Annotated in this window: 26 protein-coding genes and 1 pseudogene; 13 read left to right on the top strand and 14 right to left on the bottom strand. The window is 63.5% G+C overall.

All coding sequences use genetic code 11. The features are described 5' to 3' along the window. Positions 1–18 precede the first annotated feature (18 nt). Genes sdhA through sdhC form a run of 3 tightly spaced genes read right to left on the bottom strand, consistent with a single transcriptional unit; the run spans position 19 to position 2,650 of the window. Positions 19–1,860, bottom strand: a complete 1,842-nt coding sequence (gene sdhA / locus DYZ14_RS09065) for a succinate dehydrogenase flavoprotein subunit (RefSeq protein ID WP_154720362.1) — start codon at positions 1,858–1,860, stop codon at positions 19–21. A gap of 5 nt (positions 1,861–1,865) precedes the next feature. Further along, on the bottom strand, positions 1,866–2,246 hold the full coding sequence (gene sdhD, locus DYZ14_RS09060; protein WP_154720361.1) for a succinate dehydrogenase, hydrophobic membrane anchor protein: 381 nt from the start codon (positions 2,244–2,246) through the stop codon (positions 1,866–1,868). Between the two features lie 11 nt (positions 2,247–2,257). Beyond that, the gene (gene sdhC, locus DYZ14_RS09055; protein ID WP_154720360.1) at positions 2,258–2,650 is read right to left on the bottom strand and encodes a succinate dehydrogenase, cytochrome b556 subunit; all 393 of its coding nucleotides are present in this window, start codon (positions 2,648–2,650) and stop codon (positions 2,258–2,260) included. 301 nt (positions 2,651–2,951) lie between these two features. Here sdhC and DYZ14_RS09050 point away from each other — a divergent pair, with 301 nt between their 5' ends. Beyond that, on the top strand, positions 2,952–3,326 hold the full coding sequence (locus DYZ14_RS09050) for a hypothetical protein (RefSeq protein ID WP_154720359.1): 375 nt from the start codon (positions 2,952–2,954) through the stop codon (positions 3,324–3,326). A 9-nt stretch (positions 3,327–3,335) separates the two neighbouring features. On the opposite strand, the pseudogene DYZ14_RS09045 reads toward DYZ14_RS09050, so the two are convergent. From DYZ14_RS09045 to tsaD, 5 genes and pseudogenes are all read right to left on the bottom strand, one after another. Further along, positions 3,336–4,039 (bottom strand): annotated as a pseudogene (locus DYZ14_RS09045) (class I SAM-dependent methyltransferase). Continuing rightward, entirely contained in the window at positions 3,991–4,422 is a 432-nt protein-coding gene (locus tag DYZ14_RS09040; RefSeq protein WP_154720357.1) for an EVE domain-containing protein, read from the bottom strand. Before DYZ14_RS09040 ends, DYZ14_RS09045 begins: the two are co-directional and overlap by 49 nt. A 6-nt stretch (positions 4,423–4,428) precedes the next feature. Then, positions 4,429–4,722, bottom strand: a complete 294-nt coding sequence (locus DYZ14_RS09035; RefSeq protein WP_154720356.1) for a YciI-like protein — start codon at positions 4,720–4,722, stop codon at positions 4,429–4,431. 32 nt (positions 4,723–4,754) lie between these two features. Next, positions 4,755–5,744 (bottom strand): NAD(P)H-dependent glycerol-3-phosphate dehydrogenase, encoded by a 990-nt coding sequence (locus DYZ14_RS09030; RefSeq protein ID WP_154720355.1) that lies wholly within the window; start codon positions 5,742–5,744, stop codon positions 4,755–4,757. Then, the gene (gene tsaD / locus DYZ14_RS09025; RefSeq protein ID WP_154720354.1) at positions 5,741–6,838 is read right to left on the bottom strand and encodes a tRNA (adenosine(37)-N6)-threonylcarbamoyltransferase complex transferase subunit TsaD; all 1,098 of its coding nucleotides are present in this window, start codon (positions 6,836–6,838) and stop codon (positions 5,741–5,743) included. Before tsaD ends, DYZ14_RS09030 begins: the two co-directional genes overlap by 4 nt. A 73-nt stretch (positions 6,839–6,911) precedes the next feature. Here tsaD and hemC point away from each other — a divergent pair, with 73 nt between their 5' ends. The 6 genes from hemC (at position 6,912) to DYZ14_RS08995 (ending at position 12,753) form a co-directional block, all read left to right on the top strand. Further along, a complete protein-coding gene (hemC, locus tag DYZ14_RS09020) occupies positions 6,912–7,841 on the top strand; it encodes a hydroxymethylbilane synthase (RefSeq protein ID WP_154720353.1) in 930 nt (309 codons plus the stop codon). Between the two features lie 3 nt (positions 7,842–7,844). Further along, on the top strand, positions 7,845–8,570 hold the full coding sequence (locus tag DYZ14_RS09015; protein WP_154720352.1) for a uroporphyrinogen-III synthase: 726 nt from the start codon (positions 7,845–7,847) through the stop codon (positions 8,568–8,570). Positions 8,571–8,658: 88 nt separating this feature from the next. Then, positions 8,659–9,936 (top strand): COG4223 family protein, encoded by a 1,278-nt coding sequence (locus DYZ14_RS09010; protein WP_154720351.1) that lies wholly within the window; start codon positions 8,659–8,661, stop codon positions 9,934–9,936. Positions 9,937–9,947: 11 nt separating this feature from the next. Next, positions 9,948–11,540, top strand: a complete 1,593-nt coding sequence (locus tag DYZ14_RS09005) for a heme biosynthesis protein HemY (protein ID WP_154720350.1) — start codon at positions 9,948–9,950, stop codon at positions 11,538–11,540. 9 nt (positions 11,541–11,549) lie between these two features. Next, positions 11,550–12,032: a tellurite resistance TerB family protein gene (locus DYZ14_RS09000; RefSeq protein ID WP_154720349.1), complete on the top strand. Its 483-nt coding sequence runs from the start codon at positions 11,550–11,552 to the stop codon at positions 12,030–12,032. Then, positions 12,022–12,753, top strand: coding sequence for a glutamine amidotransferase (locus tag DYZ14_RS08995; protein WP_154720474.1), 732 nt, complete (start codon positions 12,022–12,024; stop codon positions 12,751–12,753). The genes DYZ14_RS09000 and DYZ14_RS08995 overlap by 11 nt, the downstream gene beginning before the upstream one ends. On the opposite strand, the gene DYZ14_RS08990 is transcribed toward DYZ14_RS08995, so the two are convergent. Beyond that, positions 12,741–13,985: an MFS transporter gene (locus DYZ14_RS08990; RefSeq protein ID WP_154720348.1), complete on the bottom strand. Its 1,245-nt coding sequence runs from the start codon at positions 13,983–13,985 to the stop codon at positions 12,741–12,743. The genes DYZ14_RS08995 and DYZ14_RS08990 overlap by 13 nt on opposite strands. Before the next feature lie 114 nt (positions 13,986–14,099). Here DYZ14_RS08990 and DYZ14_RS24355 point away from each other — a divergent pair, with 114 nt between their 5' ends. Further along, positions 14,100–14,420 carry a YggT family protein gene (locus DYZ14_RS24355; protein ID WP_232365482.1) on the top strand — a complete coding sequence of 107 codons (321 nt, stop codon included), beginning with the start codon at positions 14,100–14,102 and terminating at the stop codon, positions 14,418–14,420. Next, the gene (locus tag DYZ14_RS24350) at positions 14,417–14,731 is read left to right on the top strand and encodes a DUF167 domain-containing protein (protein WP_232365490.1); all 315 of its coding nucleotides are present in this window, start codon (positions 14,417–14,419) and stop codon (positions 14,729–14,731) included. Before DYZ14_RS24355 ends, DYZ14_RS24350 begins: the two co-directional genes overlap by 4 nt. A 3-nt stretch (positions 14,732–14,734) precedes the next feature. Here the strand turns inward: DYZ14_RS24350 and ppa are convergent, their stop codons facing one another. Further along, positions 14,735–15,268, bottom strand: coding sequence for an inorganic diphosphatase (gene ppa, locus DYZ14_RS08980; protein ID WP_154720346.1), 534 nt, complete (start codon positions 15,266–15,268; stop codon positions 14,735–14,737). Between the two features lie 196 nt (positions 15,269–15,464). On the opposite strand from ppa, the gene DYZ14_RS08975 reads away from it, so the two are divergent. Continuing rightward, positions 15,465–16,088 carry a hypothetical protein gene (locus DYZ14_RS08975; protein ID WP_154720345.1) on the top strand — a complete coding sequence of 208 codons (624 nt, stop codon included), beginning with the start codon at positions 15,465–15,467 and terminating at the stop codon, positions 16,086–16,088. Between the two features lie 16 nt (positions 16,089–16,104). Here DYZ14_RS08975 and DYZ14_RS08970 read toward each other — a convergent pair whose 3' ends face one another. From DYZ14_RS08970 to DYZ14_RS08960, 3 genes are all read right to left on the bottom strand, one after another. Next, positions 16,105–16,611, bottom strand: a complete 507-nt coding sequence (locus tag DYZ14_RS08970) for a GNAT family N-acetyltransferase (protein WP_154720344.1) — start codon at positions 16,609–16,611, stop codon at positions 16,105–16,107. Between the two features lie 191 nt (positions 16,612–16,802). Further along, a complete protein-coding gene (gene typA / locus DYZ14_RS08965; protein WP_115670386.1) occupies positions 16,803–18,635 on the bottom strand; it encodes a translational GTPase TypA in 1,833 nt (610 codons plus the stop codon). Positions 18,636–18,792: 157 nt separating this feature from the next. Then, positions 18,793–20,856 carry a M3 family metallopeptidase gene (locus tag DYZ14_RS08960; RefSeq protein WP_154720343.1) on the bottom strand — a complete coding sequence of 688 codons (2,064 nt, stop codon included), beginning with the start codon at positions 20,854–20,856 and terminating at the stop codon, positions 18,793–18,795. 260 nt (positions 20,857–21,116) lie between these two features. On the opposite strand from DYZ14_RS08960, the gene DYZ14_RS08955 reads away from it, so the two are divergent. Then, positions 21,117–22,310, top strand: a complete 1,194-nt coding sequence (locus tag DYZ14_RS08955) for a multidrug effflux MFS transporter (RefSeq protein WP_154720342.1) — start codon at positions 21,117–21,119, stop codon at positions 22,308–22,310. Positions 22,311–22,367: 57 nt separating this feature from the next. Here the strand turns inward: DYZ14_RS08955 and DYZ14_RS08950 are convergent, their stop codons facing one another. Beyond that, on the bottom strand, positions 22,368–23,591 hold the full coding sequence (locus DYZ14_RS08950; RefSeq protein WP_154720341.1) for an argininosuccinate synthase: 1,224 nt from the start codon (positions 23,589–23,591) through the stop codon (positions 22,368–22,370). Between the two features lie 208 nt (positions 23,592–23,799). Here DYZ14_RS08950 and DYZ14_RS08945 point away from each other — a divergent pair, with 208 nt between their 5' ends. Further along, a complete protein-coding gene (locus DYZ14_RS08945) occupies positions 23,800–24,651 on the top strand; it encodes an SDR family NAD(P)-dependent oxidoreductase (protein WP_154720340.1) in 852 nt (283 codons plus the stop codon). Positions 24,652–24,737: 86 nt separating this feature from the next. Continuing rightward, the gene (locus tag DYZ14_RS08940; RefSeq protein WP_154720339.1) at positions 24,738–25,379 is read left to right on the top strand and encodes a LysE family translocator; all 642 of its coding nucleotides are present in this window, start codon (positions 24,738–24,740) and stop codon (positions 25,377–25,379) included. Positions 25,380–25,410: the final 31 nt, after the last annotated feature.

The following is a 25,410-nucleotide window of genomic DNA, read 5'->3' as shown; positions in this document are numbered from 1 at the left end:
ATCCAGTTCCTCTCGAGATCAGTAGACGCGTGCCTTGGGCGCGATCTTGTAGGGATCGATGCCTTCGGCGATCAGGTCGGTGTGGACCGGACGATAGTCGAGTTTCACGTCGCCGGCTTCGGAGACCCAGGCGAGCGTATGCTTGCGCCAGTTCTCGTCGTCGCGACCGGCGAACGGGCCGCTGGTATAGTCTTCGCGCGCATGGCTGCCGCGGCTTTCCTTGCGCGCTTCCGCGCCATAGACCGTGGTGATGGCATTGGCCATCAGATTGTGCAGTTCGAGCGTTTCGACAAGGTCGGAGTTCCACACCAGCGACCGGTCGGTGACCTTGACGTCCGGCAGTTCCTTCCAGATCGCCGAGATGCGGCGGCAGCCGCTTTCGAGCGCTTCCTGGGTACGGAACACGGCCGCGTCTTCCTGCATGGCGCGCTGCATCTTGTCGCGCAGCACGGCGGTAGGCGTCGAGCCGGAGGCGTTCCGCAAGGTGTCGAAGCGCTCCATGATCTTGTCGCAGGCGGCAATGTCGAGCGCCGGAACCGGCTCGGACTTGTCGATCACCTGACCGGCGCGGATGGCGGCGGCGCGGCCGAAGACCACGAGGTCGATCAGCGAGTTGGAGCCGAGGCGGTTTGCACCATGAACCGAGGCGCAACCGGCCTCGCCGACGGCCATCAGGCCGGGCGCGATGCGTTCCGGATTGGCGGCATCGGCGTTCAGCACCTCGCCCCAGTAGTTGGTCGGAATGCCGCCCATGTTGTAGTGGACTGTCGGCAGGACCGGGATCGGCTCGCGGGTCACGTCGACGCCGGCGAAGATCTTGGCCGATTCCGAAATGCCCGGAAGGCGCTCGTGCAGGACGGCCGGATCGAGGTGGTCGAGATGCAGGAAGATGTGGTCCTTGTTCTTGCCGACGCCGCGGCCTTCGCGGATTTCCAGCGTCATGCAGCGCGAGACGACGTCGCGCGAGGCAAGGTCCTTGGCCGAGGGCGCATAGCGTTCCATGAAGCGCTCGCCTTCGGAGTTGACGAGATAGCCGCCTTCGCCGCGCGCCCCTTCGGTGATCAGACAGCCGGCACCATAGATGCCGGTCGGATGGAACTGGACGAATTCCATGTCCTGCAGCGGCAGGCCGGCACGGGCGATCATGCCGCCGCCGTCGCCGGTGCAGGTATGGGCCGACGTTGCCGAGAAATAGGCGCGGCCGTAACCGCCGGTCGCCAGCACCACCATCTTGGCGGCGAAGCGATGGATCGTGCCGTCGTCAAGGTTCCAGGCGACGACACCGGTGCAGCGGCCATCGGGCGCCATGATCAGGTCGAGGGCGAAGTATTCGATGAAGAATTCGGCATTATTGCGCAGCGACTGGCCATAAAGCGTGTGCAGGATGGCGTGGCCGGTACGGTCGGCGGCGGCGCAGGTGCGCTGCACCGGCGGGCCTTCGCCGTAGTTCTGCATGTGGCCGCCGAACGGGCGCTGGTAGATCTTGCCTTCCTCGTTGCGGGAAAAGGGAACGCCGTAGTGCTCGAGCTCATAGACCGCCTTCGGCGCTTCCATGGCGAGATACTGCATGGCGTCGACGTCGCCGAGCCAGTCGGAACCCTTGACGGTGTCATAGAGGTGCCACTGCCAACAGTCCGGCGTCATGTTGGTGAGCGAAGCAGCAATGCCACCCTGGGCCGCAACCGTGTGCGAGCGGGTCGGGAAGACCTTGGTGATGCAGGCAGTCTTGAAGCCCTGTTCGGCCATGCCGAGCGTGGCGCGCAGGCCGGCGCCGCCGGCGCCGACGACGACCACGTCATAGGAGTGGTCGACATACTTGTAGGCCTTGCCGTTCTGGGCGGGGGAGTTGATCGGTGCCATGGGGATTATCCTACGAATGCGATCTTCAGAAGGGCGAAAAGACAGAGCCCGCCGATCAGGATCGCGAAGAACATGTTGAGCATCAAGAGGGCGATCTTGGTGAACTCCTGATGGACATAGTCCTCGATGATCACCTGCATGCCGAGCTTCATGTGAATGACGCCGGAGAGGACGACCAGGCCCATGACCACGGCGACGACCGGATTGGCCAGCGCGCCGACGACTTCCGCATAGGGCGCGCCGCCGTAGCAGACCAGGAAACCGATGAAGAAGGTGATGAGCGGAATATTGGCGACGGCCGTGACCCGCTGACGCCAGAAATGATCCGTGCCTTCCTTGGCCGAACCGAGACCGCGGACCTTACCGAGCGGAGTGCGCATATCCATGTTCGTGTTCCTCAGCGTACGGCGTAGGCGATCGCCCACACGAGAACGGTCAGCACCACCGAACCGATGATGTTGGCCTTGGCGAGCTTGGTGGAGAAGTGCTTGTCGAAGCCGTAGCCGACATCCCACATCAGGTGGCGCAGGCCGCCGAGCATGTGGTGAAGCAGGGCCCAGGTGTAGCCGAACAACACGAGCCGGCCGACGATCGTCCCCATGAACCAGCTGACCCAGTCGAAATAGGCGGCACCCGTCGAGGCGGCGATCAGCCACCAGGCGACCAGAATGGTGCCGAAGTAGAGCGCGGCACCGGTGATGCGATGCAGGATCGACATCACCATGGTGGGGATCGGCTTGTAGATTTGCAGATGCGGCGACAAGGGCCGGTTATTTGTCAGATTCGCCATCAGAACCTCGCGGCGTTTCAATGCGTTCCGAGAACTCGGACATCCTCCGGGCAATGCCTTGATCCCACACGTGGGTGCATTGCATCAATCGCGACGTTTAATCGCCGAAATGACCGACGACAAGCCCATTCGCTCGCCGATTCGATTTTAATCGATTGGGATGAATAGAACTTTATGCCAACGCGCGGCGATTGATCATGTCCTGCTAAAAAATCACGCGCGGCAATGACTTTACCGAGGAAATCGGGCATGGTGGCCTTAACCTTTTGTTAACCACCCCGAGCCCGACGGAGAGGCATCCATGGTCACGCGTCTTGCCCGCACCGGACTGGTCATTGCCGGCGCCCTATCGCTTTTTCTTGGTGCAACCCAATTGAGCGCCAGTGAATACCGTCATTCTCGACATCCGGACCGGAGTGGCTACGATCGTCATTATCAGCAAACTGTGGTCGGTGGCGCGGGATTGCCGTCCGTCGTTCCCGGTATCGGCACCTTTGCCGGATCGATCTCCGCCGTACGGGTTCGCGGCGCCGGGATCTACTTCGCGATCGAGGGTTCCCGCAGCGCCGTCGTCACCTATCGGCCGCCGGCGGCAAGGATCATCGAGGTCGATGCGGAAATGGACGACAGCGCCTGCGCCTACGAGGCCGGCGTATGCGTCATCCGCCCTCGCTGATGAGGCCGGTCAGCGGAAACGCCAGACCGTCGTCCGCTTGATTTCGCAGTCCTCGAGAACCCGCGTGACCGGCACTTCGTAGGTGGCGAGCGCCTCGAGCCGCTCGGTCGGGCGATAGCTGCGTCCGGGATCGCCAACCAGCACCCGCCTCCCGCCAGCGGCAAGATGTGCGAACCAGTCGGATAGCGCGCTGGCAAAATCCCGGTCATAGAAAACGTCGCCGGCCAGCACGATGTCGGAATCGATGGATTTTCCGATCAGGTTATCGGCGGTGAAGCCGATCTCCACGCCATTCTCGCGAGCATTGAGCCTTACCGCCGTTCCGGCCCACGGGTCGATGTCGGCGGCGACCACCTCGGCGGCTCCGGCGAGCTTCGCCGCGATCGCCACCAGCCCGGAACCGCTGGCAAAATCGAGCACGCGCTTGCCGCGCACCTCTTGCGGATGATCGAGGATGTAACGGGCGAGCCCCTGCCCGCCGGCCCAGGCAAAGGCCCAGAACGGCGGCGGCAGACCGATTTCCTCGAGGTCTTCTTCCGTCTTCAGCCAGAGGTCATGAACCTCGCTTGCCAGCCGCAATCGGATTTCCGGCACATGCGGCGGCGCCATCAGGCTGGTGTTTGCGCAAATGAACGTCTCGGGATCGGTGTTCAAGCCATCTCCCTCAGCGCGGCGGATTGTCGAGCCCGCCCATGCGGCAGACTTCGAGATATTCCTCTTCCGTCACCGGCTGGACGGAGAGCCGCATCGAGGTGACCAAGGCCATGTTGGCAAGCTTCGGATTGGCCTTGACGTCCTTCAGCGAGACGGGCTTCGGCATGTCACAGACGGCGCGGATATCGACGCAGTCCCAGCGGGCATCCCCTTCGGCGGTGGAATCCGGATGGGACAGCGCGCAGACTTCCGCGATGCCGACGACCTCCAGCCCCTCGTTCGAGTGATAGAAGAAGCCCTTGTCGCCGATCTTCATGGCCCGCATGTTGTTGCGGGCCAGATAGTTGCGAACGCCGGTCCACTCGGTGCCCTTTTCGCCTGCATCCTTCTGCATCTGCCAGGACCACTTGAAAGGTTCGGACTTGTAGAGCCAGAAAGCCATCTGCCCTCAAGCCTCCGGATTGTTGAAGACCCAGTTGTAGGGCTTGATCTCGACATTGGCGAAAAGGCCGACCTTGGCATAGGGATCCTGCGCCGCGATCGCCTTGGCACCTTCGATGTCGTCGGCAGCGATCAAAAGCATGGAGCCGCAGGGCTTGCCGTCGGCATCGAGGAAGGGCCCCCCGATCTTCAGCGTGCCGGCGGCATTGAGACCGTTCAGCCATTCGAGATGGGTCGGGCGGGTTTCCATCCGGACATTCAGGTGTCCCGGCTTGTCGGCGCAGATTACGGCAAACAGCATGTTTCGTCTCTCCTTGGTTCTTCTAGAGCCCGTCACTCGGTGGTGATCGGACGCGACATCAACTGCTCGATGGCCGTCGGAATATCGAGGCTACCCTCGATGATCGCCGCCACGGCATCGGTGATCGGCATGCTGACCGAAAGCCCCTCGGCCAGCCGCGAGGCGACGGCGGCGGCAAAGGCGCCTTCGACCAGTTGCCCACGCGAGAAATCGATCGGTTCGCCGCGGCCCAGCGCAATGCCGAAACGCAGGTTGCGCGACTGGTGGCTGGTGGCGGTCAGCACCAGGTCGCCGAGCCCGGACAGACCACGAACGGTGTCCGTTTTGCCGCCCATGGCCGCGACCAGTCGTGACATTTCGGCAAGCCCGCGCGAAATGAGCGCGGCGCGGGCGGAATCGCCAAGCCCCATGCCCTCCACGATGCCGCAGGCGATCGCCAGCACATTCTTCAGCGCCCCGCCGAGCTGCACGCCGATCCGGTCATCGGAAGCGTAGAGACGGAAAGTCCGGCCGAAAATGGCATGCGCCAGCCGCTCGGCAATGGCCAGGTCGGAGGCCGCGATCGCCATTGCCGTCGGCAGGCCGCGGGCGATGTCGGCGGCAAAACCGGGTCCGGAAAGCGCGGCCACGGCATGATGCGGCAGCGCTTCTTCAAGGACATCCGTCAACAGCCGCGTGGTGTTGCGGTCAATGCCCTTGGCACAGGTGACCACAGCCGCCCCCTCGCGGAGATGGGGTCCGTATTGTGCGGCCGCTTCCGCCTGGGCCTGCGAGGGCATGGCGAAGAGCACGATCTCGGCTGCGGCGATCACGCCGGGATCGACAGAGAACCGCAAGGCGTCCGGCAGGCGAATGCCGGGCAGGGCCGCCTCGTGTACCCGAGACGCCTGCAAATCCGCGATCAGCGCGGCATCCCGGCCGAAGAGCGTGGTCTCGACCCTGCCCTCGGCCGCCATGACGGCGGCAAGCGCCGTACCGAAGGCGCCTGAACCGATGACGACGATGCGGTCAGCCCCGCTCATGCCTTTGCTCCCCGCTTGCCATAGGAAAGCAAGGCCTGCGCATCCGCGTCGAGCGGCCAGCGCGAACGCGGCTGTACGTCGAGCGGATCGGCCGGCATACCAAGCGCCATGCGCTCCAGCCCCGCCCAGGCGATCATCACGGCATTGTCGGTGCAAAGGTGGTGCGGCGGAGCGACGAAGCGAAAGCCGTGCCGGTCGCACAACGCTTGAAGGGTGCGGCGCAACGCCTTGTTTGCCGCAACCCCGCCGGCGACCACCAGGGCAGGAAGACCGTCAGTCTGGGGGAACTCGGTCAGGAACCGCAGCAGCCCCCGCCCGATCCGGTCGTCGAGGGTGCGCGAAATCGCGCGCTGGAAGGAAGCGCAAATGTCGGCGATGTCCTGATCGCTCACCGGCGCGATGCTCTCCGCCGCCTGGCGAACGGCCGTCTTCAGGCCGGAGAAGGAGAAGTCGAGCCGGGCTTCGCCCACCAGCGGTCGCGGAAAGGCGAAACGCTCTTCGTCTCCCGTCGCTGCCGCCCTCTCGACTTCCGGGCCGCCGGGATAAGGCAGGCCGAGCAGTTTGGCCGTCTTGTCGAAGGCTTCGCCAAGCGCATCGTCGATGGTCGTGCCCCAGCGCTCGTAGGAACCCACGCCGCGCACCAGCACAAGCTGGGTGTGGCCACCGGAGACGAGCAGCATCAGGTAGGGGAAGCGCAGATTGTCGGTCAGCCGCGCGGTCAGCGCGTGGCCTTCGAGATGGTTGATCGCATAGAGCGGCTTACCAGTCGCCCGCGCGATTGCCTTGCCGGTCATCAGCCCAACCAGAAGGCCGCCGATCAGTCCGGGACCGGCGGTTGCGGCAATCGCATCAATCTCGGAAAGCCGCGTGCCGGCCCGCGTCAGTGCCTCCTCGATCAGGCTGTCGAGCGCATCGACATGGGCGCGCGCCGCGATTTCCGGCACGACGCCGCCATAGGCGCTGTGCTCGTCGAGTTGGCTCAAGACCACGTCGGCCTCGATCCGGCCGGTACCGTCATCGTGGCGGGAAACGACGGCCGCGGCCGTCTCGTCACAGCTGGTCTCGATGCCGAGAATGCGTAGTTTGGCGCCCATTTGCCCTGTTCATTGATTGCGATGACCGTCAAACCGGTCTAGGAGGTCTGTCGGTAACAACGGATCAGACCGGATGCAAACAAAACCTTTCCGCATCGGCACGCGCGGCAGCCCGCTGGCGCTCGCCCAGGCCCACGAGACCCGCGACCGCCTCATGGCTGCCCATGGCCTGGCAGAATCGATGTTCGAGATCGTCGTGCTTTCGACCCAGGGCGACCGGATCACCGACCGGCCGCTGGCGGAACTGGGCGGCAAGGGGCTGTTCACCGAGGAGATCGAAGCACAATTGCGCTCCGGCGATCTGGATCTGGCCGTTCACTCTTCAAAGGACATGCCGACCAGGCTGCCTGAAGGCTTGTTTCTCTCCGCCTTCCTGCCGCGCGAAGATGTCCGCGACGCTTTCATTGGCAAGACAGCGCCGAAGCTGACCGAACTGCCACATGGCGCAACCGTCGGCTCCTCGTCGCTGCGCCGCCAGGCACTCATTCGGCGCTTGCGCCCGGACCTCAACGTCATCACGTTTCGCGGCCAGGTCGATACCCGGCTAAGGAAGCTCGCCGAGGGCCAGGCCGACGGCACGCTGCTCGCCTATGCCGGGCTCAGGCGACTGGGCAAGTTCGACGTGCCGACCGAACTCCTCGACCCGAAGGACTTCCCCCCGGCACCCGCCCAGGGCGCCATCTGCATCGAGAGCCGGACCGACGACGATCGAATGAATTCCTTGCTGGCGGCCATCAACGATCGCCCGACCTATGATGCGGTCACCTGCGAACGCGCTTTCCTCGCAGCGCTCGACGGCTCCTGTCGGACCCCGATCGCCGGCTTTGCCGTATGTCACGGCGATCGCCTTTCCTTCTCAGGCATGATCCTGACGCCCGACGGCTCTCGCTTCCATGAGATCGGCCTGGAAGGGGCCTGCGGCGATGCAGCCGAGATCGGCCGCGCCGCCGGCGAGGCGATCCGCGCCAAGGCCGGCCCCGACTTCTTCGCCAGCTGGAGTTGAGCCATGCGCGTTCTGGTGACGCGCCCGGAACCGGCGGCGAGCCGCACGGCTGCCGAACTCAGGCGGCGTGGACACGAGCCGCTGTTGCTTCCGCTCGCGGTCGCAGAACATGACAGGGCCGCCATCGCGGCGTCACTGTTGCATGATCATCCGGCCGTCGCCTTTACCAGCGCCGAGGCGCTTCGCGCCTTGCTCACCTTGCCCCATCTGCCGCCCGCTTTGCTCGACATTCCCTGTTTTGCCGTCGGCGAGAGCACGGCCAACGCGGCCTGGAACGTCGGCTTCCGCATAGTGATCGCCGGTGACAACGACGGCACGACCCTTGCCCGGATGATCGCCGATCGGATGGCCGCGGCCTTGAGACCCGACCGCCCCCTGCTCTATTTCGCCGGAAAGCCGCGTGCCTCGGGCTTCGAAACCGAGCTCGCCGCCCGGCATATCCCGGTCGAGATCTGCGAATGCTACCGCATGCGCGCCCTTGCCCCTTCGCCGTCCGAAACCGAACGGATCATCGGCGAAGAGTCTGTCGATGCGGTCCTGCTTTATTCGAGCGAAAGTGGCAGACGCCTCTTCGACCTGCCCTTGTTGAAATCGGATGCGGCCACGCTGTCGAGCACCCGGTTTCTATGCCTTAGCGAGAAAATCGTCGCTGCAGTACCGGAGCCGTTCCGTTCGAGATGCCAGGTCGCGCCGGTCCCGACCGAGGCATCGCTGCTGTCCCTACTCTAAGGTCGAGGGGCAAATTTGATCTTCGCCCTTTCTTTCCCCGCCCCGACTGACTAGTTTTAGAGGACCGCAGGGAAATGAAGAGGTTGACATGGTTTCCGGAAAGCCGCCCCGCCGCTCGAAGTCGCCGAACGACCCGGTCACCATCGACCTGACGGCCGATCCGGTGGCCGCTGACAGCACGGCACAGACCGAGCCGACGGACCGTTCCGAGACGATCGAAAGCGATGGCATCGCCGCGACCAGCGCTCCGTCCGAAACGGATCAGGTAAGCTCGAACGGACCGTCAGATCCGGCTCCGGATGAAACGGCGACCGAGCGGTCCGCTTCCGATGCCGAAACCCCGATCGAACCGGCAACCACGGCTGCCGCCGAGACGCCGCCAAGCGAACCGACGCCCCCGGCTAGATCAGGTCCGGCGCTGCCCGCACTCATCGCCGCTGGCATCTTCGGCGGCCTTGTCGCCCTCGCGGGCGCCGGCAGCATGCAATATGCCGGCTATCTGCCAGCCGTCGGGCGAGAAACCACGCCACCGGTGGACATGTCCGGCCTGTCCGCCGATGTCGAAGCGTTGAAGACGCAGCTTGCCGGCTTGGCCGATGCCCCGGCGGCCACCGCCGATCCGCGCCTCGAGGAGAGGCTGGCGGCGCTTGAGACCGCCGTCACCAACCAGGCCAGCACCGCGGCAGACACCGCGGCACTGGACGAATTGCGCCAGAGGCTCGCCCAGACCGACGAGGCGCTCGCCGCGCTGAAGGGCGAGGCCGCCGGCAACGCCAGTGCGCTCACCGAGACCGAGGCCCGCCTGACCGAACGCCTGGCGGAAGCAGAGAAGAAGCTCGAAGAACCCCGCACCGACGTCGAGATGGCCAAGGCCATCGCGCTCACTGCGTTGAAATCCGCGACCGAGCGCGGCGGCCCCTTCATGGCCGAGCTCGATGCGCTGGCCAGCATCACCCCCGACGATCCGGCGGTCGAGCGGCTTCGTCCGCACGCCGCGACCGGCATTGCCTCTCGAGCCGAACTCGTGCGCAAGTTCGGCGATGTCGCCGACACCATCCTTTCGGCGGTCCACCAGCCTGACCCCAACGAGGGTATCGGTCAGCGCCTGCTGTCGAGCGCGCTCTCCGTCGTCAAGGTTCGCCCCGTCGGCAATGTCGAGGGGACGACGCCGGAGGCGATCCTCGCGCGCATGGAAGACAAGCTGCAGAACGGCGATCTCAAGGGAGCCTCGCTCGAATGGGAAAGCCTGCCGGAGCAGGGCAAGGCCGTCTCGACCGACTATGTGTCGACGCTCAAGACCCGCATTGAAATCGAGACCGTGGTCGGCGACGCGCTCGCCACCGTCGTCGCCGGCAAGAAGGGCTGAGGTCGCAATCCATGCTGAGAATCCTGTTCTTCATCTTGACCATCCTCGCGCTCGGTTTTGGCTTTGCCTGGCTCGCCGATCGGCCCGGCTCGCTGTCGATCGTCTGGCAGGGCCAGTTGATCGAGATGAGCCTGATGGTCGCAGCCTCGGCCATGCTGGCGATCGTCGCCACCATCATGATCCTCTGGTGGTTCGTCCGCACGCTATGGACATCACCCCATTCTGTTCGCCGCTATTTCCGTGCCCGAACCCGCGACCGTGGCTACCAGGCGCTGTCGACCGGTTTGATCGCAGCCGGCGCCGGCAATGCCGCCCTCGCCCACAAGATGAGCGCCCGCGCCCGCAGCCTGCTGCGGGCGGACCAGGAACCGCTCATTCTGGTCCTCGAAGCCCAGACTGCCGTGATCGAAGGTCGCCACGACGAGGCCCGCAGGCTCTACCAGCAGATGGCCGATGATCCGGAAACCCGAGAACTCGGATTGCGCGGTCTTTACGTCGAGGCCGACCGGCTCGGCGCCTACGAGGCCGCCCGGCAATATGCCGAAACGGCGGCGGAGAGCGCCCCCTATCTGCCCTGGGCCGCCAAGGCGACGTTGGAACACCGCTGTCGCGTCGGCAATTGGGACGATTCGATCCGCCTGCTCGACCAGCAGCGTGTCGCCCATGTACTCAACCGTGCCGAGGCCGACCGCTTGAAGGCCGTGCTTCTGACGGCCAAGGCCGAGGATCGGCTCGAAAGCGAACCGGTGGCTGCCCGCGACGACGCGCTCCATGCCCTCAAGCTCGCCAAGGATCTCGTTCCCGCCGCGATCGTCGCCGCCAAGGCCTATCTGCGCGAGGACAACCTGCGCAAGGCATCCAGCGTGCTGGAGCAGGTGTGGAAACTCAATCCGCATCCGGAAATCGCCAAGGCCTATTTGCGCGCCCGAAGCGGCGACAGCGCCGTCGACCGATTAAAGCGTGCCGAGCGGCTGGAATCACTGCGCACCAACAATGTCGAGTCGCTGCTGGTCGTTGCGGAAGCCGCGCTTGATGCCCAGGAGTTCACCAAGGCACGCGCCAAGGCGGAAGCGGCTGCCCGGATGAGTTCGTCCGAGCGCGTCTACCTGTTGCTCGCCGATATCGAGGAAGCCGAAACGGGCGATCAGGGCCGCATTCGCCACTGGATGGCGCAGGCCCTGAAGGCAGGCCGCGATCCCGCCTGGGTCGCCGACGGCTATGTCTCTGACAAGTGGATGCCGCTATCGCCGATCACCGGCAGGCTTGATGCCTTCGAATGGAAGGTCCCTTTCGACCAGCTGGAACGACCGGTCGAGGAGGGCACGCCCGGGCACGCTGCCATCGCGCTCGAGACCTTGCCGCCCGTCAGCACGACGGAGCCACAACCCGCTCCCGTCGCTCCGGGCGCCGCCTCCGTTCCTCCCTCGCCGCTTGCCGAACAGGCGCCCGCCCCGGCTGCGCCTGTCGTGGCGAACAAGATCGAGAGGAAGGCCAAGCCGGAACCGAGCCTTGAGCCTTTCTTCGGCCGCCCACCCGACGATCCGGGCGTTCGCGATGGTGCACAGGCGTCATCCGATCAAAAAAACCGACTGAAGCTCTTCTGAGGAAGCCGAATGCTCGATCGACTACAGTCTTTTTTCCAGAGCCTGACCCAGTCCGCACCGCAGCAGCCGGCGTTCGCCCCGGACGATCCGCGCATTGCGGTGGCCGCTCTCTGCCTGCAGGTCATGGAGGCCGACGGCGTCGTGCACCAGGCGGAAAGGGTCAAGCTGCGTTCGCTGTTGCATGAGCAATATGCGCTGGACGAGGAGGCGGTCGACGCGCTGCTGGTCGAAAGCAGGAAGGCCGAGAGCGAGGCGGTGGACTACTACCGCTTCACCTCCGACCTGAAACGCACGCTGGACGAAAACCAACGCACGCAACTCGTCGGCATCCTCTGGGACATCGTCTATGCCGACGGCGCCCGTAGCGAGATGGAGGATCACGCCATCTGGCGGATCGCCGACCTGCTCGGCGTGTCGGGCCGCGACAGGGTGCACGAACGACAGGAGGCGGAGGCGCGAGCAGGTCTCGAGGGTGATGACGATGCTGGATGATCCGCACCGAAGGCGGGATCGGCAGCCTGTCCTGATCGTTCTCCACCAGGAAAGGTCGAGCCCCGGGCGGGTTGGCCAGATGCTGATCGAGAAGGGTTTCCCGCTCGATATCCGCCGGCCCGTGCTCGGAGACCGGCTGCCGGCGACGCTGGAAGCCCATTCCGGCGCAGTGGTGTTCGGCGGGCCGATGAGCGCCAACGACCCGGACCCCTTCGTCCGGACCGAAACGGACTGGCTCGCCGTGCCGCTCAAGGAGAACAAGCCCTATCTCGGCATCTGCCTTGGCGCTCAGATGCTGGTGCGCCATCTCGGCGGCAAGGTCGAGCCTGAGCCGGAAGGCCGCGTCGAGATCGGCTGGTATCCGCTGCGCCCGACAGAGCACGGCCGGCTCCTGATGCGCTGCTGGCCGAAGATGGTTTATCATTTTCATCGCGAAGGATTCGACCTGCCCCAGGGTTGCCAGCTTCTGGCCGAGGGCGATGTCTACCGCAACCAGGCGATCCGCTACGGCGACAATGCCTGGGGCCTGCAGTTCCATGCCGAACTCACCCGCGCCATGATGCAGCGCTGGGTCGTCCACGGCGCCCACCGCTTCATCATGCCGAACGCCCAGCAGGGTCGTGACCATCTCGAAGGCCGGATGATTTTCGATGCGCCGCTCAAGGCGTGGCTTTCGGAATTCCTCGACCTGGTCTTCGTCAAGGCAAATCACTTCGCCTGAGTGTTGGGGGCGTCCAGGCTGTCGATCTTTCTCAATTGCGGGAAGCCGAGCGCCCAGAGCACGGCGACGGCAAGCGTCCCTGCCCCGCCGATCACCACCGCCGGAACGGGCCCCACCACATGCGCCATCGTGCCGGCGCGAAATTCGCCGAGCTCGTTCGATGCGCCGACGAAGACCATGTTGACGGCATTGACCCGGCCGCGCACCTCGTCCGGCGTCCACAGCGCGATCAAGGTTTCGCGGACATAGACCGAGGCCATGTCGGCCGCGCCCATCAGCATCAGCGCGGCGATCGAGATCCAGGCGGTTTCCGACAGTCCGAAGATGATCGTGCCCGCGCCGAAGAGCGCAACGCCGATGAACATGAACAGACCGGCATTGTGGCGGATGGGAAAGCTTGCGAGCGCCACCGCGACAATGATCGCCCCGATACCGGGTGCCGCCCGCAGAAGGCCGAGCCCGAGCGGGCCAAGCGTCAGGATGTCCCGAGCAAAGACCGGCATCAGCGCCACTGCGCCGCCGAGCAGGACGGCGAAGAGATCCAGAGAGATCGCACCGAGCACCACCTTTTCGCCGAAGATGAAACGGAAGCCGGCGAGGATCGTGTTCCAGGAGACCGCCTTGGACGCGCTGCGCTGCTCAGGCTTTGCCACCATGAAGACGAGAATGGCCGCGGCGACGAAGAAGGCGAAGGAGACCGAATAGGCAAGCGTTGGGCTGACCCCGTAAAGAAGGCCGCCCGCCACCGGACCGACGATCGACGCGGTCTGCCAGGACGAGGAGTTCCACGCGACGGCATTGCCCAGATCCGCGGGCGGCACGAGATTGGGCGCCAGCGACTGCACGGCCGGCGCGTTGAAGGCGCGCTCAACGCCGAACACCACCAGAATGGCGAAGACGATCAGCGGATCGAAGGCGTCGAACATCGTCAGAAGCAGCATCGCGCCGCCGCACAGGGCGCTGATGATCATGCAGATCGCCACGATCGCCCGGCGATTGTAGCGATCGGCGACCGAGCCGGTGATAAGGATCAGCAGCAGCGACGGCAGGAACTGAACAAGACCGATCAATCCGAGATAGAGCGTGCTGCCCGTCTCGTCATACATCTGCCAGCCGACCGAAACCGACAGGATCTGCGTGGCAAAGGCGCCAAGGAAGCGGGCGAAGAAGAAGCGCAGATAGGCTGCATGCCGGAAAGCGGCGAAACGATCACCGGACGAGATTGCTGCCATCTGAGGAACTTTCGATTCGGGCGCTCGGACAATGACCGGAACCGACACGCCCGTTAAACATGAATCCCCATAGGCCGGCTCGCAGGACTTGTCCGTTTAGTCGCCAATGTCTACATGTCTGTCAACCGAGAAATGGAGACTTGCATGCTTGCGCTGTTTCAGACGATCGATCTGGCCTTGAACATTTATACCTGGGTGCTCATCGGCAGCGCCATCTTCTCCTGGCTCTATGCGTTCAACGTCATCAATTCCAGCAACCGCTTCGTCAACTCGCTCGGCACGTTCTTCTACAACGTGACCGAACCCGTGCTGCGCCCCATCCGCCGCATCCTGCCCGACCTTGGCGGCATCGACATCTCGCCGATCGTCGTGCTGCTGATCATCTTCTTCATCCGCTCCCTGATGTGGAACAGCATCGTCCCCCTGTTCTTGTGATTGCGCCTTACAAGGCCTTTGCCGATCACCTGCGGCTGGCCGTTCGGCTGACCCCGAACGGCGGCCGTGACGCGATCGATGGCGTCGAACTGAATGCCGAAGGCGAGGCGCATCTGAAGGCGCGCGTCTCCTGCGTTCCGGAGAAGGGCAAGGCCAACAAGGCGCTTGTGGTTCTGCTGGCCAAGGCGCTCGGCGTCCCGAAATCTTCCGTGTCCGTCGTCTCCGGCGACACCGCCAGACAAAAAATCCTCCGGATCGAGGGCGACCCGGAGGATTTGGCAAAACGGATCGACGGCCTTGTCACCGACTGACCCTTACTTCTGGGCCTTGAACCGGTCGATGGCCTCGACGATCAGCTTCTTGGCGACGCTGACATCCTGCCAGCCGGCAATCTTCACCCACTTGCCGGGCTCCAGATCCTTGTAGTGCTCGAAGAAGTGCTCGATCTGCTTGAGCGTGATCTCCGGCATGTCGGTGTAGTTCTCGATCTTGTCGTAACGCTGGGTCAGCTTGTGCGACGGAACGGCGATGATCTTCTCATCCTTGCCGCCGTCGTCTTCCATGACCATGACGCCGATCGGGCGAACATTGATGACGCAGCCCGGAACGAGCGGGCGCGTATTGCAGATCAGCACGTCGATAGGGTCGCCGTCTTCCGAGAGCGTATGCGGCACGAAACCGTAATTGCCCGGATAGGTCATCGGCGTATAGAGGAAGCGGTCGACGATCAGGGCGCCGGCTTCCTTGTCCATCTCGTACTTGATCGGATGGCCACCGACCGGCACTTCAACAATGACGTTCACGTCATCCGGCGGATTCTTGCCGATCTTGATTGCATCAATACGCATTTTCAGCCCCATGGGAGTGTTGAAATCCCGCGCTTCCTAATGGGAATTGGGATGCAATGCAACACGGCTTTGGGCGAAGGCCGCAAATGCGGGTGATCCGCACCGCTTGGCTTTGCAGGCTTTTCCAGCGTCCCCCCACGCCACGCGGCATGCTCTCTGCTATACTCGCAATCAGTTCTGCTAGAGGGGACCATCGATGCTCGCTTTCCGTTCCGTGACCACGGCATTCGCCGTCACCACCCTTGGTCTCGCCGCACCGGCAATGGCCAACGAGAGCGTCTATACCGATCTCAACCTCGACCGCTGCCAGACGATCGCCGCCGACGAGATGGGCGCCTCGATGAAATGCCGGGGCTATGACGACTACCCCATCTATTTCTCCGAGGGCGACCTGCGCCAGAGTGTGCTCTACGGTCCGGTGCGCGCCGAGCTGATCGAGGGCGCCTTCGCGTCCTTCGCAGCCTTCAACCACATCAACACCAAGGTCGAATGGCGTCTCGACGCCTCGGGAAAGCCCTTTGCCGCGATCCTTCGCTGGTTCATTGAAAATGTCGGCGACACCGGCATGCCGACGAAGGAGGCGGAGGGACAGGTTCTGGTGATCTCCCGGGTGGCCCAACCGGAGGACGGCCTAAGCTGCGTCGTCGGCTATGTCGATGCGCTGTCCAACCCCAAGGCCAACGAACTCGCGCGCCAGGTCGCCGACGGCGAGGCGAGCGATTTTGCCTGCGGATTCCAGGAAGCCATGTGGATTGGAAAACGAGGAGAGAAGGCGAGCGAAGAGACCCATGTCTGGCCCGAAGGGTTATCCGTCGAATAAGCCGCCGGGCCAGCCGTCAACTCCAGATGAAGCCGAGCTTCTTCAACTGGACGTCGTCGAAATCTTCCATGCCCTCGACCGCGTCGATGCCGCCGTTGGAGCGGAAGAAATCAACGGCGTGCTGGCTTTCTTCCAGGCACCAGACGGCCATGCCGTTGCAACCGAGCGACTTCAGCAGGCGCCGCGCCTCGCCGAACAGCACATGGCCCAGGCCGATGCCCTGATATTCGGGGCGCATATAGATTTCGTAGATCTCACCTTCCTGCGGAAGGGCGCGTGCGCGATTGAGGCCGAGCGTCGTATAGCCGGCGATGGTGCCGGCGACGTCGACGACCAGAAGCGTCGCCGGCCCGCGCGTCGCCTTGCGCCACCAGGTTTCGCCACGGCGTTCGATCATCTTGGTGAGGGGTCGATGCGGAATAAGCCCTGCATAGGCATATTGCCATGCGGAGCGGTGCGCCTCGGCAATGGAGGCTGCATCCTGCGGCTCGGCAGGGCGCACATCGATCGACAACGTCTTCATAACGCTACTTCCGTCCGGCTGGGTCAAGGGATCGAGGCGATTGCACCGTTCCATCGACCTGCGAGCTTCATTTGGACCTAGAGCGAAATTAACGCATTCTTAAGGGGCGTCGCAAGCCCGGCCGTCTGGAATACACAAACAAAAACCCCGGCACGCGTGCCGGGGTTTGCAGTTTCCAATGGCTGGACGGATCAGGCCTGAGCCGCCTGCGCCTTGGCGAAGCGCTTGCGATCGTTCGGGTCGAGATACATCTTGCGCAGACGGATCGACTTCGGCGTCACTTCCATCAGCTCGTCGTCCTGGATCCACGACAGCGCGCGGTCGAGCGTCATGCGGATCGGCGGGGTCAACTTGACCGCTTCGTCCTTGCCGGCGGCGCGGATGTTGGTGAGCTGCTTGCCCTTCAGGACATTGACTTCCAGGTCGTTGTCACGGGTATGAATACCGATGATCATGCCCTGATAGACCTTTTCGCCCGGCTCGATGATCATCGGGCCGCGGTCTTCCAGGTTGAACATGGCATAGGCGACAGCTTCACCCGATCCGTTCGACAGCAGGACGCCGTTCACACGACCGGAAATCGGGCCCTTGTAGGGCTGATAGTCATGGAACAGACGGTTCATGATCGCCGTGCCACGGGTATCGGTCAAAAGTTCCGACTGGTAGCCGATCAAGCCGCGGGTCGGGGCGAAGAAGACCAGACGGACGCGATTGCCGCCGGAGGGCCGAAGCTCGGCCATCTCGGCCTTCCGCTCGGACATTTTCTGCACGACGATGCCGGAATGCTCTTCGTCAACGTCGATGACGACTTCTTCGATCGGCTCCATCAGCTGACCGGTCGCCTCGTCTTTGTGCATGACGACGCGCGGACGCGAAACGGCAAGCTCGAAGCCTTCGCGGCGCATGGTTTCGATCAGAACGGCGAGCTGCAATTCGCCACGACCGGAGACGAAGAACGAGTCCTTGCCCTCGGCCTCCTCGATCTTCAGCGCGACATTGCCTTCGGCTTCCTTGAGCAGACGGTCACGGATGACGCGGCTCGTTACCTTGTCGCCCTCGGTGCCGGCCAGCGGCGAATCGTTGACGATGAAGGACATGGTAACCGTCGGCGGATCGATCGGCTGGGCGGTCAGCGCTTCGGTAACCGACGGATCGCAGAACGTGTCGGCAACCGTGCCCTTGGACAGACCGGCGATGGCGACGATGTCGCCTGCATGGGCTTCGTCGATCGCGGTGCGCTCGATGCCGCGGAAGGCGAGGATCTTCGAGATACGGCCGTTTTCGATCAGCTTGCCATCCTGGCCGAGAACCTTGACGGCCTGGTTCGGCTTGATCGAGCCGGAATGGATGCGGCCGGTGATGATGCGGCCGAGGAAGGGGTTGGCTTCGAGGATCGTGCCGATCATGCGGAACGCGCCGTCCTCATCACCGACGCTCGGTTCCGGAACATGTTCCAGCACGAGGTCGAGCAGAGGAGCAAGGCCCTGCTCCTTCGGGCCTTCCGGATTGACGTTCATCCAGCCGTCGCGGCCCGAACCGTAGAGGATCGGGAAGTCGAGCTGTTCGTCGGTCGCATCGAGATTGGCGAACAGGTCGAACACCTCGTTGATGACTTCCTCGTGGCGGCCGTCCGGACGGTCGATCTTGTTGATCGCGACGATCGGGCGCAGACCGACCTTCAGCGCCTTGCCGACGACGAACTTGGTCTGCGGCATGGGACCTTCGGACGAGTCCACGAGAACGATCGCACCGTCCACCATCGACAGGATACGCTCGACTTCGCCGCCGAAGTCCGCGTGGCCGGGGGTGTCGACGATGTTGATGCGGACACCCTTCCACTCGACCGAGGTCGCCTTGGCGAGAATGGTGATGCCACGCTCCTTTTCGAGGTCGTTGGAGTCCATGACGCGTTCGGCGACGCGCTGGTTCTCGCGGAACGAACCCGACTGCTTGAGGAGTTCGTCAACGAGCGTCGTTTTCCCATGGTCGACGTGCGCAATGATGGCGATATTGCGAATCTTCATACAAAAATCTCTGATGGCTGGGCGCGCGACAAGACGTGGCGGCCTGTTACTTTGCCGCGCTCATACCTTGTTTTTTGCGTTTGCGAAAGGAAAAAAGCCGAGGCCGCCGGGCTTGGTTACCGGCGACCGGGAATCCCCTTTGCCACGATCGTCGGCATCAGGCCGCCAACCCCTTCTTCTTCAGCATGGCTTCCGGGCTCGGCAGCCGGCCGCGGAACGACGTATAGGCCACTTCCGGATCGACCGAACCGCCGACCGAATAGATATTGGCCTTAAGCCTTTCCGCCATGGCCGGATCGAAGGCATTGCCCGTTTCCTCGAAGGCGGAGAAGGCATCCGCGTCAAGCACTTCGGACCACATGTAGGAATAATAGCCGGCAGAATAGCCGTCACCGGCGAAGACGTGCTGGAAGTGCGGCGTGGCATGGCGCATCACCAGCGATTTCGGCAGCCCGATCGTCTTCAGCACCTCCGCCTGCAGCGCCATTGGATCCTCCACCGCCCCGCGCGTATGGAACGCCATGTCGACCAGTGCCGACGAGGTGAACTCGACCGTGGCAAAACCGGCATTGAAGGTGCGAGCGGCCAGAACCTTGTCGAGCAGGGACTGGGGAATCGGCTGCCCGGTCTCATAATGCACGGCATAGGTTTTCAGGATCTCAGGCACGGTCAGCCAATGCTCGTAGAGCTGCGAGGGAAGCTCTACGAAGTCGCGTGACACGCTCGTACCCGACACCGATGGATAGGTGACGTTGGACAGCATGCCATGCGCGGCATGGCCGAATTCGTGGAACAGCGTGCGCGCATCGTCGAGCGACAGCAGCGCCGGGCGTCCCTCCTCGGGCTTGGCGAAATTGCAGACATTGTAGATGATCGGGATCTCGCCGACTGCGCCATTCTTCAGCGGCAGCTTGTGCTGCGACTGGAACGAACTCATCCAGGCACCCGAACGCTTCGACGGTCGGGCGAAATAGTCACCGAGGAACATGGCGACCAGCTTGTCGTTGCGATCGCGGATCTCGAAGACCCGCACATCCAGGTGATAGCCGGCCACGTCCTCGAGCGGCACCGCCCTGATGCCGAACAGCCGGCCGGCGACATCGAAGCAGGCCTCGATGATCTTTTCCAGCTGCAGATAGGGCTTCAGTTCCGCCTCGGAGAAATCGAACTTCTTCGCCCGCAGCTTCTCGGCATAATGGCGCCAGTCCCAGGGCATGACCTCGTGGTTTCCACCCTCTTCGGCGATCAGTTCGGCAAGCGCGCCTTCTTCGGCCTTGGCCTGGTCGAGCGCCTTGTCCCAGACCTTCATCAGAAGGCCGTTCACCGCTTCAGGCGTCTTGGCCATGGTGTCGTCGAGCTTAAGCGCCGCATAATTGGCATAGCCGAGCAGGCCCGCCTTTTCGGCCCGAAGCGCCAGCGTCTCCTTGACGATCGCCCGGTTGTCGCTCTCGCCGCCATTCATGCCGCGTGCCACCCAGGCAGTGAACGCCTTCTCGCGCAGGTCGCGGCGGGTGGAAAAGGTCAGGAACGGCTCGATGATAGAACGGGAAAGGGTAACGACATGGGCATGGCCCTCGCCGCGCGCCGCAGCCACCGTCGCCATCGCTTCCTTCAGGAAATCCGGAATGCCGGCGAGTTCGTCTTCGCCGTCGAGCGGCAGGAACCATGACTTCTCGTCGGCCAGCACGTTCTGGCCGAACTGCGCCCCAAGGCTCGCCAGCCGCTCGTTGATCGCGGCGAGCCGCTCCTGCTTCGCTTTCTCCAGCTTGGCGCCCGACTTCACGAAACCCTTCCAATGGCGCTCCAGCACACGCAGTTCCTCGGTCGTCAGCCCGAGTTCGGCGCGCTTCTCCCACAGCGTGTCGATGCGGCGAAAGAAGTCGGCATTCATGCCGATCTTCGAATAATGCCGCGACATCTTCGGTGCGATCTCACGCTCCAAAGCCTGGATGGCATCATTGCTGTGCGCGCCGGCCTTGTTCCAGAACAGTGCCGAGACCCGCGACAGTTCATCCCCGGCGGTCTCCGAGGCGATGATCGTGTTGGCAAACGTCGGCGCCTCCGGATTCTTGGCGATTGCGTCGATCTCGGCATCATGGGCGGCAAGGGCGGCGTCGAAGGCCGGCGCATAGTCTTCGTCGCGGACCGCCTCGAAGCGCGGCAGGCCGTTCGGGCCGGACCAATCGAAGACGGCGGGATTGACGGATGACGATGTGCTCATGGCGATTTCCCTTTGGACCTGCATGACGCCCGCAAACCGGGCTCGTCCTGCGATATGGTATTCATGGGTTGGCGTTGGCAAGCGCATGGAGGGCTTGGCGTGGAATTTTATCGCCCTCCCGTCGGTCACGGAGTGATCAAGGTCGCATTCGACCTATCGCCAAATCTCTCCCTCGGCCTTATGGTCCAGCGATCCATCGACCGCACGGCCCGCCGGTAAATCAGCGACGTCGACAACCCAATCCGACTGACTGGAACAGCATGACAAAGGCTCGCATGAGCGAGCGCCGCACCTCGCTGATCGGCGCACTCCTGACCACCATCGGCCCCGTCTCCATGGCCGTCTACACACCGGCCATGCCCGAACTGGTCGATGCTTTCGGCACGACTGAGAGTGCGATCAAGCTCAGCCTTTCGGTCTATTTCGGCGGCTTCGCCGTCGCCCAGCTCGTTGCCGGTCCGGTCTCCGATGCCTTCGGGCGCAGGAAGGCCACCCTTGCCTTCCTGACGATCTATATCCTGGGCAGCCTGATTGCCGCCTTCGCGCCCACGGTCGACTGGCTTCTGGCCGGGCGCCTCATCCAGGGCATCGGCGCCTCGGTCGGCATTACCGTGTCGCGCGCCATCGTCCGCGATCAGTTCAGTGGACCGGAGGCCGCCCGCATCCTCAACATGGTCGGCATCATGCTGGCGATCGGACCGGCCGCCGGCCCGACGCTCGGTGGTCTGGCGCTGGCATTTTCCGGCTGGCAGGCGATCTTCGTGCTGATGGTCCTGTTCGGTATCGGCACCAGCCTGGCGATCGGGCTTCTGATGGCGGAGACCACCACGCCCGACCGGGCCCTTCTTCGACCGACCCGCCTCATCCGCGCCTATGGCACGCTGATCGGCGATCCCCGTGTTCTGTTTTCCGCGCTGGTGCTCGGTGGCTGCATCGGCGCGCTCTACGCGCAGTCGACCATGCTGCCCTTCGTGCTCATCAACCATGTCGGGCTGACACCGAGCCAGTTCGGCCTCGGCATGCTGATGCAGTCGGGCTTCTTCTTCTCCGGTTCGGTGGCGCTGCGTGTGCTGGCCCGGCGGCTCGGCGAGCGCGGCGCATTGCGGACGGGCCTTGGCTTGATCGGCATCGGCGGCGCCATGATCGCCCTGTCCGTCCATCTCATCCCGCCGACCTTCCTGTCGATCATGGGACCGGTGGCCGTCTGCTCCTTCGGCATCGCCTTCGTCAGCCCCTATATCACCACGGCCGGCCTTGCGCCGCATCCTCAGATCGCCGGCTCGGCGGCGGCCCTGATCGGCTTCATCCAGATGGCATCCGGCTTCCTCGGCGGCGTCGCGGCCGCCATGATCGGCGATCCGCTCACCGCCTTCGGCACCGTCATTCCCTTGATGGAATTCATGTCGATCGCCGCCTATCTCGCCTTCATCCGGGCCCGGCGGCGCATGCAATGAAAAAACCCGCCGCTGCGGCTTGCAACGGCGGGCTCTCGAACGTGATGGGCGCGATGCTCAGCCCTTGAGGTTGCGCTTGGCGAGCGTCCGCAGACGAAGGGCGTTGAGCTTGATGAAGCCGGCCGCGTCCTTCTGGTCATAGGCGCCCTGGTCGTCCTCGAAGGTCACCAGCTGGTCGGAATAGAGCGACTTGTCGCTCTCGCGGCCGATGACCATGACATTGCCCTTGTAGAGCTTAAGCGTCACTTCGCCTTCGACATGTTCCTGGCTCTTGTCGATCAGGGCCTGCAGCATTTCGCGTTCCGGCGAGAACCAGAAGCCGTAATAGATGAGCTCCGCATATTTCGGCATCAACTCGTCCTTGAGGTGCGCAGCACCGCGGTCGAGCGTGATGCTCTCGATCGCGCGATGCGCGGCCAGAAGGATCGTGCCGCCGGGGGTCTCGTAGACGCCGCGGGACTTCATGCCCACGAAACGATTCTCGACGAGGTCCAGGCGGCCGATGCCGTTGTCGCGGCCATAGTCGTTGAGCTTGGCGAGCAGCGTTGCCGGGCTCATGCGGACACCGTTGATCGAAACAGCGTCGCCGCGTTCAAAGCCGACCTTGATGATCGTGGCCTTGTCGGGAGCGGCTTCCGGCGAGATCGTGCGCATGTGCACGTATTCCGGCGCTTCCTGGCTCGGGTCCTCAAGAACCTTGCCCTCGGACGAGGAGTGCAGAAGATTGGCGTCGACCGAGAACGGCGCCTCGCCCTTCTTGTCCTTGGCGACCGGGATCTGGTGCTGTTCGGCGAATTCGAGAAGATCGGTCCGGCTCTTGAACGACCAGTCGCGCCAGGGAGCGATGATCTTGATGTCGGGGTTCAGTGCATAGGCCGAAAGCTCGAAACGAACCTGGTCATTGCCCTTGCCGGTGGCGCCATGGGCGATGGCGTCGGCGCCGGTCTTCCTGGCGATATCGATCAGGTGCTTTGAGATCAGCGGACGGGCGATCGAGGTGCCGAGCAGGTAGACGCCTTCGTAGACGGCATTGGCGCGGAACATCGGGAAGACGAAGTCGCGGACGAATTCTTCGCGCACGTCCTCGATGAAGATCTCCTTGATGCCCAGCATCTCGGCCTTCTTGCGCGCAGGCTCGAGCTCTTCGCCCTGGCCGAGATCGGCGGTGAAGGTCACGACTTCGGCGTTGAGTTCCGTCTGAAGCCATTTCAGGATGATCGAAGTGTCGAGCCCGCCGGAATAGGCGAGGACGACCTTCTTCACGTCTTTATGCGATGCCATGATGAAAGTCCGTTCGTGAGCATTGAGCCGCATGCACCAGGGCCCTTGGTTTGCGGCACTTTTAGCGAGATTATCGCGTCGCGCAAGGGGAAGAGGTCACGGCAGCGATCAGGCTGCCGAATAGCGGAACATGGCCTTGTGGATTTGACCCGCGCGCAAACGGCGTCCATATCTCCGTCCATAAAGGCAAACGAGAAGGGATATCGACATGCAACATCCAGCTATCGCCAGCGGCAAGGTCGCCGTCGTCACGGGCGCTGCGTCCGGCATCGGCCTCGCCACGGCCAAGGCCTTCGCCCGCAAGGGCATGTGCGTCGTGCTTGCCGATCTTGGCGGAGACCGGCTCTCCGAGGCCTGCCAGCAGGTCGCGGCGCTCTCCGCGCACCCAGACACTGATGTCGTGGCCATCGAGACCGATGTCGGCAAGATCGACGAATTGGAGGCACTCGAGCGGGCGGTCATCCAGCGCTTCGGCCGCATTCACGTATTGATGAACAATGCCGGCATCCAGCCGGGCAGCAGCCTTTTCGGCCCGCAGGCCAACTGGGAAAACGTACTGTCGGTCAACCTGATGGGCGTGATCAACGGCACGCGCACCTTCGGGCCACACATGATCGGCCACGGAGAGCCGGCACTGATCATCAACACCGGCTCCAAGCAGGGCATCACCACCCCTCCCGGCGATCCCGCCTACAACGTGTCGAAAGCCGGCGTGAAGGCTTTTACCGAGGCGCTTCAACACGAACTGCGAAACACACCAAACTGCCAGGTCACGGCGCATCTTCTGATCCCCGGATTCGTCTTCACCTCGCTGACCGCCAATGGCCGCACCGTGAAGCCCGAGGGGGCCTGGACGCCGGAACAGACGGTCGATTTCATGCTGCAAAGCATCGAGCGCGGGGATTTCTACATTCTGTGCCCGGACAATGACGTCGACCGCGCGACCGACGAAAAGCGTATTCTCTGGGCCGCCGGCGACATCGTCGAGAACCGGCCGCCACTGTCGCGCTGGCATCCGGACTATGCGGAGAAGTTCAAGGCCACGCTCACCGGCCAATAAGCCGGATTGGCAAGCTGCAATGAGCCCGGTATGGATGGCGCCAGTGCGTTGCCCATTCCGGGCTTCTTTCGTTCCGGATATCTCCCATGGATTTCATTCCAAGCCTGCCGACCATCCTCGCCTTCAGCGTTGCGATCTTCCTGCTCGCCATCACGCCCGGACCCGACATGACGCTGTGGATCAGCCGATCTCTGCGCGACGGCCGCGCCACCGGCCTGATGACGCTGGCCGGCACCAGCTTTGGCATCTCCATCCACACCATCCTGGTCGCCTTCGGCATCTCGGCGCTGATCGTCGCCTCGCCGACCGCCTTCACCCTGCTCAAGACGGGAGGCGCCGGTTATCTCCTCTGGCTGGCGATCCAGGCGATACGCCACGGTTCCAATTTCGTCGTGCGCGCCGACGGCGAACGACAGGTCTCCCCCACCAAGGCCTTTCTCAACGGCCTCTGGGTCAACCTGTTGAACCCCAAGGTCATCATCTTCTTCATGACCTTCCTGCCGCAATTCGTCAGCGCCAGCGATCCCAACGTGACGGGAAAGCTCCTTTTCCTCGGCATCTGGTCGATTTTCCTGTCCCTGCCGATCGGCCTTGCCATCATCTTCATGGCGGACATTCTGTCGTCCTGGCTACAGGCGAACCGCAAGGTGCTGCGTGCCGTCGACTACACCTTTGCCGGCGTCTTCTCGATCTTCGCAGTCAAGATCCTGTTCACCCAGGCCCGCTGATCCTCCAACCAGACAAAAAGGCGCCGAGCCC

The sequence above is a fragment of the Ciceribacter sp. T2.26MG-112.2 genome (assembly GCF_900492205.1).
Taxonomy (GTDB): Bacteria; Pseudomonadota; Alphaproteobacteria; order Rhizobiales; family Rhizobiaceae; genus Allorhizobium; species Allorhizobium naphthalenivorans_A.
The sequence above is the reverse complement of the archived record's forward strand: the minus strand, read 5'-3'. Positions and strand labels throughout refer to the sequence as shown.